8 protein-coding genes are annotated in these 12,924 nt (G+C 47.3%); all 8 read right to left on the bottom strand.

Annotated elements, in window-relative coordinates:
* Nucleotides 1-2,765 (bottom strand): SusC/RagA family TonB-linked outer membrane protein (locus ACO1NT_RS12060; protein WP_449048882.1); only part of this gene is annotated, 2,765 nt, incomplete at its 3' end.
* A 358-nt stretch (nt 2,766-3,123) separates the two neighbouring features.
* A complete protein-coding gene (locus ACO1NT_RS12055) occupies nt 3,124-4,203 on the bottom strand; it encodes a FecR family protein (protein WP_449048881.1) in 1,080 nt (359 codons plus the stop codon).
* Between the two features lie 101 nt (nt 4,204-4,304).
* Nucleotides 4,305-4,892, bottom strand: a complete 588-nt coding sequence (locus ACO1NT_RS12050; RefSeq protein WP_449048880.1) for an RNA polymerase sigma factor — start codon at nt 4,890-4,892, stop codon at nt 4,305-4,307.
* 155 nt (nt 4,893-5,047) lie between these two features.
* Nucleotides 5,048-6,934: a DUF4838 domain-containing protein gene (locus ACO1NT_RS12045; RefSeq protein ID WP_449048879.1), complete on the bottom strand. Its 1,887-nt coding sequence runs from the start codon at nt 6,932-6,934 to the stop codon at nt 5,048-5,050.
* Nucleotides 6,935-6,963: 29 nt separating this feature from the next.
* Nucleotides 6,964-8,946, bottom strand: coding sequence for a beta-galactosidase (locus tag ACO1NT_RS12040; RefSeq protein ID WP_449048878.1), 1,983 nt, complete (start codon nt 8,944-8,946; stop codon nt 6,964-6,966).
* A 36-nt stretch (nt 8,947-8,982) separates the two neighbouring features.
* On the bottom strand, nt 8,983-10,191 hold the full coding sequence (locus tag ACO1NT_RS12035; RefSeq protein WP_449048877.1) for a beta-galactosidase: 1,209 nt from the start codon (nt 10,189-10,191) through the stop codon (nt 8,983-8,985).
* Nucleotides 10,192-10,385: 194 nt separating this feature from the next.
* Nucleotides 10,386-11,636, bottom strand: a complete 1,251-nt coding sequence (locus ACO1NT_RS12030; RefSeq protein WP_449048876.1) for a DUF4998 domain-containing protein — start codon at nt 11,634-11,636, stop codon at nt 10,386-10,388.
* Between the two features lie 33 nt (nt 11,637-11,669).
* Nucleotides 11,670-12,908, bottom strand: a complete 1,239-nt coding sequence (locus ACO1NT_RS12025; RefSeq protein ID WP_449048875.1) for a DUF5000 domain-containing lipoprotein — start codon at nt 12,906-12,908, stop codon at nt 11,670-11,672.
* Nucleotides 12,909-12,924 lie beyond the last annotated feature (16 nt).

Raw genomic sequence — 12,924 nt, 5'->3', positions numbered from 1 at the left:
CCATTGATATCCTTGTATTTGATATCTCCCGGTTGTACAGTCGAAAACTTCTGTTCTGGGCTGTTAGCTATTTCCTCCGCCGATTCGAATAATCCCAAGGCTACCAAGCCCCGCTGTTGATATAACCGTTGCCCCACTTCAGCCTGGTACGCCCAAATAGGTGTCGGCCGGTCATCAAATAATTTCTTATTACGGTTATACGTAAAATTCCCCCGTCCTTGAAAAGCAAAATCGCCGCTGCGATGCGAAAACTCCAATGAGGCGTCTACACCCTGATTCTTCATACGGCCCAAGTTCACATATTGTTGAACATTCACACCGACAATAGAGGGTACACTTTCCTGGAGAATATAAATGCCTTCGCGTTTCTCGGAAAAGTAATCGGCATTTATGGTCAACTTGTTGAATAAGCCGAGTTCGATGCCAATGTTCTGCTTAATGGCACTTTCCCAAGAGACATTCGGATTTCCCGGATGTCCCGTGGCAATCCCACCTCGCCATTGCTGTCCCGTGCTTCCAAAATGGTATCCTCCCGTCCACGCCATTTCAGAATTATAAGCGAACCGCCTGTCGCCCCCTATTTGATCATTACCAATCTCTCCCATCGATCCACGGATCTTCAAATGGCTAATGGTAGGTAGTAGTCCGCTAAAAAAGTCTTCATTACTGATAATGTATCCCAATGCCAGTGAAGGGAAGAACCCAAAGCGCCTTCCGGGTGCAAAGTTTTCAGAACCGTTATACCCAAAGTTTCCTTCGATAAAATAGCGGTCCAGAAAAGAATAGGTAAGCCGGGATGCCACCCCAATGTTTCGGAATGGAAATGCGGCGATGTAATCGGCGGGAAAATTATTGGTCCGTTGCCGCATACTGAACAGAAACAATCCTCCCACACGGTGTTTGTCTGCCAGCAATCGATCATAGGTCAACGAAGATTCCAGATTAATCGTACGTTCGCCGCGGTTTGAACGTGCCAACGAAAGGTAGTCGCTTCCATCTGCATTTTTATGCAAAATCAAATTTCCTTCCGCATCCCTGCCCGTGGCGTAATAGGTGGCCGGGTTTTTACGCTTGTCTAGGGTAGATCCGTTGAATGCGTCCCATGAAAACTTTACGTTCGCTTTTAAGCCCTCGGTCACCAAATTGGAAAAATCTTGGGTCAGGCTTACCAACGACTGCGCATTATTCCAGAAATCCTCCGAAAACCCGGTACTATTCAGCGCATAATAAGGATTTTGGCCCACCAATGGCTGGGCATGGGTCCCATCGGAATAAACGGTAGGAATAGCAATCGGCGTGGTATGCAACACCATTTCGTACATCTGGGCCATATCGACGCCCAGCCTATTTTTGGTTTCATATTGGTTGGAAAGATTCAAACTCAGGTCGGTGGAGGGCGATAACCGGATATCCAGGTTCGATCGGAAGTTGATTTTGTCGTAGTTTACCGAAGGGTCGTAGTTGGGCGATTTATTCGGTTCGAAAATACCATTCTCCCGAAGATAAGATCCCGACACATAATACCTAACCACATCACCACCCCCGGTTACATTGACATTCAGCCGATCGTTGGTGGTCGTATTTTTAAAAATCTCATCCATCCAATCCACATTTGGATAGATGTCCATATCGACCTTATTTACATAAAGATCTTTTAATTCCTGGGGATAAGCATACCTTGACGAACCTTCAAAATTGATGTCGTTATAGTAATCGATCCATTGGGATGCATTGGCCAATTCAGGTAAACGGGTGGGTTGAAGCACCCCTCTTTCAAAGCGGGCATTGATAATTGGTTTTTCCGTCTTTTTCCCGCGCTTGGTCGTTATCAGAACGATACCATTTGCTCCGCGAACACCGTAGACAGCAGTCGCGGTAGCATCTTTCAAAATGGAGAACGATTCTACATCCTCTGGGTCAACCAAGTCCAAGGGCCGCTCGATACCGTCTACAAGAATCAATGGTCGGTTATTAGCGCCAAAGCTACTGACCCCACGAATCCAGAAAGATGCACCGGAGCCCGGTTCCCCCGAACCCTGTACCGAAACTATACCCGCCATCTGGCCGGCTAGGCTACTGCTGATTTTGGAAACCGGCACCTTTAGGTCATTCGGCGAAATGGTCGTAATCGCCCCGATGACGCTGGCTTTACGCTGAGTACCGAAAGCAACCACCACCGCTTCATCTAAATTATCAACAACGGCGGTCATCACCACATTTATGATGTTTTCTTTATCGATATTTTGCTCTTTCGGTTCAAAGCCGACAATGGTAAAAACCAATCCGGTGCCCCCGTTGGGTATCTCGATCTGGTAATTCCCCGATGCATCGGTCTGTACAGCAGCATTTAAGCCTTGTACCGTTACGGTTACCCCCTCCAACGGGTTTCCGAGTTCATCGGTTACTTTACCGGCGACAATCCGATTCTGGGGAGTTGCCGGTTGATAACCACGGGGTGCGAGCGGCTCGAGCTTCGCCTTGCCGATCAGGATCGTCTTCTCACGTACGTCGAAAGTCAACGACTGGTCTTTCAACACATCACTTAAAAAAGTGAGTAGCGGTACCTGTCCTGCCGCCATTTCGACCGGATGGGTATGTGCTAAAAAGCGAACGTTGTAAACGACGTTGTAGTCCGTTTGCTTTTGGATTGTTTGGAAGATTTCCTTCATTGAATACCTCTTCGCTTCGAACCTGACGGTTTGCGAATACGATGTGGCACTGAGGTGGAGGCACCCGATCAACACGAAAAGTGTTGTCAATTTCATGATTCGAAAAAATTGTTTTCGCTTTGGTCTCACTATTTTCCAATAGTGGGAATGAATTTCCATACTCATGGCATATAATTGCCACCGCCTACTTAGTTAATAAACACACCCGCCATTTGCGCAATACGTGTCTTATGGCTAAGTTTGCAGTGATTGGATAATAAAAAGTTAGCTTCTACTTACTGTTAATGGCGTTATCCAACATTACAGGGAGGATGGTGAAGCGTCTTCCCTGTATGTTTTTCCAAACGCTAGGAGGTATCTTTCATTTTCATACACATGGTTTTATATCGTTAGTGTTTATCCGTATATGTCTTGTTTTTGATTTGTTAGATGGGGTTCTCGGTCATTCATATGATTATTCAATAATCAAATTTTTATCCTCAATACGGTAGTTAATGCCAGAAATGCGCAGCAATTTCAGCACCGTTTGTAACGAAACATCCCGCGACATCGCTCCGCTAAACTGTTCGTTCGGCACGCCGCTTTCATAAATCACTTCCACATCATACCACCTCGACATTTGCTTCATCATGTCTGCTAATGTTGTACTATCAAAATTAAAGTGGCCATCCTTCCAAGCGATATAGGGCCCGACATCCACCGCGCGCTTCGTGATCTTATCCCCCGAAAGCACGCTTTGCTCACTGGGAACTAATGCCATACGCTCACCACTGGCATTCACTTTCAACTCGACACTTCCCGCTACCAAGGTAGTTTTCACATCGTGTTCATCCGCATATGCCGTAACGTTGAACTCCGTACCTAGCACTTCAATTTGCTGGCCGCGACTATATACTTTAAACGGCTTATCCGGATCCTTCATCACGGCAAAATACACTTCACCCTCAATTTCGACCACGCGTTCTTCGCCTGCAAATCGCGAAGGATATTTAAGTGTAGATTCTGCATTTAACCATACTTTAGTCCCATCTGAAAGTGTAATTTGATACGTCCCCCCTTTAGGTGTGGTCAATACCAGCGGAATAATCTCTTCATCTGCTAAATCAACCAATTCTTCCGACCCGCTAGCATACGAAATATGTTCACTGCCCACTACAATCTCCGACTCGGCTTCACTCAAATCAATCGAGCGACCATCAGCCCACGTGAGTGTAGCACGGTTCCCACCCGGTGCAACATCATTCGGTTGCAACACGATTGCCGGCTCCGGCTTTTCGGCCGAATCTTTGGCAACGTACCACACAAATGCGAAGGTGAGTACCGCTACTGCCGCCGCATAAGGAAACCATCGCAGCCACCTCGTTTTTTTTAACGAACGTTCAGCGTGGTACGACTCTTTTAAATCATCAAGCCCCCGAGCTTCGTTTCCTGCATATCGATTAAGCCACGCATGCAAGCGCGCCCGTTCTTCAGGCGTGCATTGACCCGAGCGGTACCGCTCAAATAGTTGCCTGATCTTCTCTCGCTCTTGCATATTATATTTACAATTGGACTCCAAAGGTTCTCATCCCTCTGAACAATTATACCAGTGGCGAAGGGAAAGGTTATAGTTGACTTGGGATTTTTTCTAAAAATCTAAAGGAACAACAACGCCGACACCAATCGCTGCAGTTTGCCGCGCAGAATGCGCATTGCTTGGTGTTTGTGCTGTTTTACGGTACCCTCGCTGATGGACATATGCTCAGCTATCTCTTTATTACTCATATGGTTATGCCATGAAAGCTCATACACCTCTCTCATCTTGGGGGGCAATTGGCTAATTTTTTCTTCCAATAATTGCTCTAGTTCCCGTGCAAGAACGGCTTCCTCTGTAGCACTGACTGATTGCTGTCCAAAGGCAAGATACGAACTAATGTACTCGTCGAAGTGTTTACTGCGGCTCATCGCGGTGAGAATCTTATTACGCAGCACGGTATAAAGATACCCTTTGATGTTACCGGTCGGGTCGATACGGTCGGCATGCTGCCACACCATCACAAATAATTCCTGTACGGCGTCACGGGCATCTTCATCATCGCGTAATAAATGGTAGGCCGATAAATACATCGCGGTACGATGGCGCTCATAAAATAATGCGTACGCCCGCCGATCGCCCTGTTGGATGAGCAGGATAAGCGTTTCGTCTGTAGTAGAAAAATTCCTTTTGTTATAGCTTCGATCCATTTCTTTCCCGTTTTACCAGTGATGAGAACCTCAGGAGTAACGGGTATGGTGCTATGTTTATAATTCTATTCCTGCAAACGTAATCAAACTTTTTCACAAAATCCAAGAATGAGAACAAGAAACCCTGGCAAACCAACCCCACGAGCCCACAGCACCTAATACGTACACGTATTGACCAAAACCTCTTTCAACTCGTGGATATAGTCGGCCGGCTTAACACCCCCCTCCCTTAAACGTACAATCTGATTTTTCTCACAAAGCAGGAGGAACTCATCCATCCGCTCTTGCATTTCGGGTTTTACGACCCATCGGTCGTTGCGTCGCGCAAATGCCCTATGCTCTTGAAGGCCCAACTTCTTCGCCGACTCAAACAAGGCATAACTCAATGGAAGCCGAGCGAGCTTAACCCGATTCAATACCACGCTATCGGATGAGACCGCCTTTTCCGCAAACCGGAAAAGCGCATCGTAACGGTCCCATAGTTCAGGACTTAGAAACCCTTCCAGATGATCCGTCGGGTTACCGTAAATGGTTAATGGGAGATTCGATTTTTTCAATTCTTCGTGGGTCAGGCGTATGTATTCATGGATGTACGGTGCCGCTGATGCGTAATAACCATGCAGGAAGTCGGTTATCTCACGCTCCAAATCGATTTCGGGGTTCCAAAGAAGCTTCGCTATCAAATAGGGCTTAAGCTCCGAAAACTCCCCGCCTTTGGAGATGTTGCCTTGCTGAAAATGTGCGTTAACGTGGTTATCTGTAAAATATTGGATGTTTGGCTGCAATACGTCCAAGTTGGGGAAAGGTGCCATTAAGTTAGCGAACTGAACGACATAATCCCACATCAAGATATTTCCGGTTAACTTACCCCAATCTTCAAAATCTTGGGTGAACGTATCATTTGTCGAGTCCGAAGCAACCGGTATATGACGGTCGCTCTCGATGGTGCACAACATGATGTTCACATTGGGCGCCGGCGTCAGGTGTTCGGGTGCCGACCGACTATATCGGTAAGCCAATGTGGATATGTTGGTTTCGGGGAAGTACGCTGCAACCTTATTGGCGAACGTTACCAAAGAACCACTCGGCGACCCTGTGTACTCGTCAATCGCCGCACACGCTCCACACTCACATTGGTACCCTTTTTCGGGATAGGTATCATTTTGGCTTACCGACCAATACGTGGCTTCGGGGTTATCCGCCATCCGCTCCTTTAATTCGCCCACCACCACTTGCAACACATCCGGATTACTCAAGCACAGCTGTGCGCCGAGATGGCCATCTTGCTGATATGCCGTTCGATGGCCGTCAACCAGCGCGAAATATGCGGGATGCTCAGCAAAATAAGTCTCGGGAGGAACAAGCGTTCGGAACGTATGGACCCACAGCCCCCAATCGGGCTCCATGTTATGTAACCTATGCCAGTCGCGATAAAAATCGTCCATAGCTACATAGTAATAAACGTTTCGATATTTATTCTTCGGCACTTCCCAGTCATCTATGGGCTGTTCGAACTTAATGTCGGTCAGCGTGGGGAATTTGAATACATCGGGTGAATAGCATCGATAGCCCAGGTACTTTTCAAAAAAGGAATAGACTCCATACAAAACCCCTTTGCCACCACCCCCATTTATGAGCAGCAAATCGCTTTTGGATTTGATTAGAAAACCCTCTGCACCCAAAATGCTATCGGCTCCCTCTTCCAGGTATTTTTTCGTCGCACGCCCAATCAGGATTTCAAATGACCCCTTGGATGGACGCTCCCAAACAATCGGTAGGTCGATACCTGTACCGAGCGCAAATAGTCGTTGAAATTCGGTAGCCGCCTTCTTTTCGATAAATGATGTTGTATCCGAAATAACAATCGAATATGGGCTTTTGCCTTGAGCTGCCAACACCAATGGTTCTTTAGCAGCGTGGCTTGACCAAGGGTCAGTGATACCCGTTAGGTTCCGCTGCGGAAAACCGGTGGCTGAAACGCTGTTTAACCATCCAACGATGAACCAACCTATACAGCCAAAATAATAAAAAGGTCGTAACATAGTAAGCATTATCATATTATACCAAAACCTTATCTATTTACCCGAAATAACCGTGTACCTCCGGGAGGAACATCCAATTCGAGTATACCATCATCTGTTTTAACGATATCACCTGAAATCACATCAATGACTTGCGCAGGGAAGGGTAATGATAGGATTCGTTTTCCGCCGATCTCGGAATGGACACAAAGCCAGCCTCGACCTGCATAAACCACATCTTCTTGCTGATTATACCGGTGTACACCGGCCCGCTCCCATAATTCACCCAATTCTTTAGCTGACCATTGGTTTTTTTTTGGATAGTGTTCCACTTCCGCATCCTTGGCTTTCAAGGTGCTTTCGTTGCCGTCCGAAAACAAAAGCCAATTGCCGTGTGCTACCAACCGGTCTGCTAGCCGCTGTTCTTCGTCAGTCAGCCCGCGGATGCCCAACAACCAAACGGCTTTGTATCGTCCCAACTTCACCTTGTCCAAGTCTGTACGCAAGTATAGATCGTACGGCACGCCGCATTTACCCAATGCGTACCGATTGGCCATTAACTCAGCGGTCTGCCTCCCCAAGCTTTTGTCCCAGAATTGCAGTCGCTCGTCAACAACTACCGCTACCTCCGCATGCATAGCCAAATCGTCTTCTGCTGGATACTTCTTGTATAATTCCTGGCCTTTCTGGATGACCTCCATCAACTGTGGATCACTGAACCAACCTCCCCACATGTCGAACCACCAACCGCCATATCCATAGGCCAGCATCCTTCCCAAGTTTTTCCACAGGAAAGATACCGACGTTTCCATATCTTCGGGCCCAACCCACACCCCTTCGCTGTACCAATCGCCCGGCGGATCGATATCGGGTGCCCTATCTTTTAACAACGTGGTGATACTGGTTCGGGTGTCGTTTTCGGCGAGCCACAACTTACCATGAAGCTGCACGGATTTGATAGCAGCAAACGGAGCCCAATCTTCTCCTGCCACACGGTGATAGTCGTTGGGACTAGATAGGTAGTCGAGATTTGGAAAATCCAATAGCTTCGCTAAGGCCCCGTGCCCTCTGCGCGGATCGGTCACGAAATAATGATATCCATAAAACGCACCGGTAAGTAACCTACCGGCGCTGGCATCTTTGACGATATCGCAGAAATACATGATGTGTTCCGCCATCAAGCCAGCGTGGAAATCAAACGTATCGAAATAGGATTGGTCGGCAGCGGTATCTCGCCAACCTTCGTCTCGATTCTTACCACTGATGTCTTCGGGCCACGCGGTTTCAAAGGTAACTGATTGATTGCCCCAAGCCGTGCGTAACATTTCCACGTCTGCTCCATATTTGTCACGAAGCCATATTCGAAAACTTTTCAAGCGGGCCGGGCTCTCATCATAAAAGAAATCGCTGTAATGATAGAACCATTCTTCCGTATATCCGCCCGCCACATGGATACCGACGAGGTAGGGTGCATAGGGCGATTCCAATAGCCAGTCGACGGTATTCCGCAAGACTTCGCCGGCGTCATGCCGCCATTTCATCGATGCAAAACTCGTCCGAATCGAGGTTCCATCGGGCTGCAGGCTCACTTCGTCCGGATGCGTACGTTCCCACCACTCGGGTGGATCAAGATGCAGCCTGATGATGATCCGCGCGCTAGGGTCTACACTGAGAATCTCATTAAAATCGGCACTGATGGTTGAAAAATCATACTGCCCTTCGCCTTGCCAAATAGCTTTTCGGAAGACACCGATGCCAGAAGTGGAATTGATCCCTCGATCACCCAGGTAAGCAGGTATATTAAAGAGATGCAAGCCTGCTTCAGCCATCTCGCGGTAATATTGTTTTTCACCAAGATATGACATGTAAGCAAAGGGGGGCCATTTATCGCCATCCACATACAAAGTGGGCAACTTATTTTCTATACGTATTTCAGCACGGGCGCCTGTCGGTTTGGAAGTACGTTTGAGAACACCGCACCCCGCCAAGAAGAGCGCCCATACTATAGAAAAAAGATATAACCTGCTTCTCATCCCAACAATCTTGATACCCAAAAGCGGGTTCGCACACTATAGCGGCCAGGAATACACCAATATATCACCCGGGGCTACCGGTAAAGTACTGATATAAGCATTGGCATCAACCGTGCTGCCATCTTTCAATACGCGCTTTAGCCGCTCGTCTCCCTCGATGGTGACGGACATACTTTTCTGGAAATCCCGATTCACGATAACCAGATAGGAAACATTCCCCTTGTTCAGTACCGACACGATGGCCCCTGTTCCTTCCGTTTCGAATTTGGTAATCACATCGGGCAGTTGTTCCAGTCGATGTGTTCCGTGTGGAATCGATTCGCCCGTATGGGCTACCGAAATCACCTTAGCGTTCAAAAACACCTCGGACAGGCCTCGGATTTCACTATTCATCTGCGTGATATAGTCATAAATTTCGGTGCGTTTTTGGGTATCATATTCAATTGGTGCGTGATGAAAATCCCATGTGCCAGGCTTCGGTGTCCAATAGGTGAAATATTGGATCCCCTGTGCTCCGTAAGCCAAATTGCTATACACCTGCACGCGTATCTCAGCAGGCGTGGGGATGGGATAAGGCGTGTGGGCCACTGCCAGCGCAAATGCCCAGAAAGGTTTCCCGGCTTTACGGGCTTCATCCGAAAAAATCTCCAAGTTTTCATAAAATCCTGCTCGCATGGTCCGGTTACCCGATTCATCCTCAACAATAGGATAATGATCGAACGATAACAGCTGAAGGGGCACTTCCTTAATAAATAATTGAACATGCTCCCGATAGGTGTCCGTGCCCAACCCTTCCTTAGACGCATAATTGGGCAAAAGATTCAAGTAACAGAAATGTTCGCTATCTACGGCTTGGATGCGCCTTGCCCACTTCGCTAGTGCAGGGAAGTCTGCCCGGCCCGGTTCATCTCGTAAGAAATAACCGGCCAATGCGGGATGGTCTTTAAATCGCTGTACGATCCTCTCGGGGTCGGTTGCCAGTTCGGGGCAATGGATAATCATTCTGACACCTGCTTTTTGTGCCGATTCCATGGCTACGGCGAGTTCGTCTTCGTTATTGAAAAACGTGAAATTATGGGTAATCCCCGACTGCCGTAACTCTTCGTATCGCTCAACCGTGCTTGCTTCCGGAGAAACTCCATACCAAGCGAGAATCGGTATTTGTTCGGCAGGGTTCGTTTTCTGTTGTGCAAACAATCCCATGGAACATGCCATGAGGTTCATGAATAAAAATAGGTACTTCATACTAGTAGCTTATCGTGTTTAATAATGGTTCTCTTCCTTCTAGGCCGTATTGACGACATGAAGGGCCTATAAAGCAGACCCTTCAATATGAAAACAGCCTTCCGATTGGTCATAAAACAACACAAACCGCTAGCGAACATAGCGGTTTGTGTGGGCAGGTGCAACCTGCACCGTGCTGTAGTTCGGGATTTATTTTAAAGATCGTCGCCCCAAAAGGTGATTTCACCGATATTCACGCAATTTGACCCTTGCCAATTGGAATTTTTAATGACCAGTCGTATGTAACGGACCTTTCCCGCTGCATCGCTTATCCCATACTCCCAACCTTCTTTCCATTGATCCGATTGATCGGTTGCATCGGTGGGCTTTATGATTTCAATATCACTCAGCATCGTCCAGTCGTTTTTCCACTCACCGGTCGTCCAATATGAGCTGTCATCGGCCGGTCGCTGCAACTCATCCGTTGCCCAGACCTCGAAGTAACGGGGACTATGTCCCGAAAATGCTCCAGCATCCGTACGGGGCCATAGCCGAAACCGGCTGAGTTCCGCTTCAACACCCATATCAAACGTAAAATGATGAGGAAAATCAAAGCCGGGGGCATTCTCAACCGTATGCAAGATACTCGGATTACTGATACCCCCATCCCATATTTTTGCCAGATCCCTATTGTTGTTTACAGATGTGTTATCACCGGCCAATACGACAGCAGTGAAATTTGCCTTGTTTATTTCACGCTCCAATTTGGGCATGGTATACTCCCTTACCAATGCATTCAGAGGCTCAAGCGCTTTTTCCGGCATATGCGTAGTAGACACGCCTATGATATCGCCTGTTTTCAGGCCAGTCAATACCGTCTGTGTCTCATCGTTCGCCACCTGGATAGACTTTTCGATACCGTCCACTTCATAGCTTACGGTAACATACTGCACCGTATTGCTGGCAATGGCTTCCCATTCGATAAGCATCGTCTCATCCAACTGCTTGGTTATGGCGGCGATGCCTCTATTCCTCAATGACTGGATATAGAATTCGCCAAAAACATCAACTACCAGTTCGGTTGGCATGGAGTAATGGCCTTGGTTATCGCGTGTAATGAACTCAAACGTATACGTACCTTCATCCAAGTTTTCCAGGTCGTACGACAAACTCATCCTTCCATTTTGGGTACGGTTCACATCAATGACTACCGAGTCGGACCGCTGATTCCAGTAGACAACCGTCTTGTTAATTCTTGGGTCCGCACTAATCTCCCAGTCGAACCGAACCTTCTCATACCCAGACAAAGCCTTTAACGAGTCCACTACACCCGTATAAATGCCTTCCCCCATTTCATAATATTCTTGGTGGATACTATTCATATCGTCGCAACTCATCATGCCGAGCTGGATAATGATAGCGTACATGGCCGTGAGCTTCTTCACCATGTTATATCGAATTTTCATGCCTTTGTTCATGTCTAACATCTTATAAAACCATTATTCTTCCCTCGTTCCGTCATCCCCATAGATGGAAACTTCGGCGATGTGCATCGCAGCCGTTCGTGCCCAAGTTTCTTTTACAACAAACCGGATATAGCGCACTTCCCCCACACCGGTTTCAAATATAAATTCACTTCCTGCACGTGTAGCCGCATCGTCATCGGCATCGGTTTGGCCGAGGGGTAGCCCAGATGGCTTGATCTGTTCAAAATCCCCGATCTTTATCCAATCATCTTTCCAGGCATCACTACTCCAGTAGGCATCATTGATGTCGTGGGTGAGTTCATCGGTAGCCCACACCTCAAAATAATGCAAATTATGTTGATTGAAGATAAAACCATCTTGCCGATTCCAAAGCATCAAACGGCTTAACTTGGCCTCCGCGCCCAAATCAATGGTAAATGTCTGCGGAGGTGTGAAACCAGCGGTTGGACTGGTATGCCAGATGACGTTGATGTCACCGTCCCAGATATTGTTGATCGGCCGGCTGACATGAGAAGTATAATTGTCTCCTGCCAAATGCCCGTCCTTGAATTTGCTTTTATCCAGTAATTTTTCGTACAGTGGTACGCTAGTTACCACCAAAGTATCGGTTGTATTACCGAAGCGGTCGATCAAACTCACACCGAATTTCCGTTCATCGGTGTTATATCCCCTAATGGAACGCTTTTCTTCCGCTGTGGAGGAGTAAACCAAATCATACTCTTCCCACTCACCCTCATCGTTCATGGCGTATAAAAAAGCACCTATCAATGCCTTTGACTCATTTTCCCACCGGATAACCACTCCCCCGAAATCCGGCTCAACGGTTATGGTCTTAAATACCGATTGGAAGGGCGGTTCCAGCGGCACGAACGATCCGGCATAGGGCTCAGATTTATTCTCGCTATGATCTACTAGGTAAAGGGTAAAATCGCAAGGAACGATCTCAGCTAGCCCTTCAATGATAACATAGTTATTGTAAATCGAAGATCGAGCTATCTTTTTTTCATTGTTGAACATATATTCGCATGTGATGTACGAGATATCTGTTTCGTCTGGAAGGTCATAACTGATTTTCGCCCCGCCCGGCAATGCCTCAATACTAACATTGCTCACGGCGGAAGGAGGAGTGCTATCAACCGCCGTTTGACCTACTTTCTCTTCTTCACAGGATGTCACAATCAGCATCACTACCAGCATGATATGCCCGATAAGAAGCGATGAAACGCTTATATTTTTCTTGAAGTAATTCATAATTTCTACGATATGT

This window comes from Parapedobacter sp., from assembly GCF_053550995.1.
This window is presented reverse-complemented; position numbering and strand designations above follow the sequence as displayed.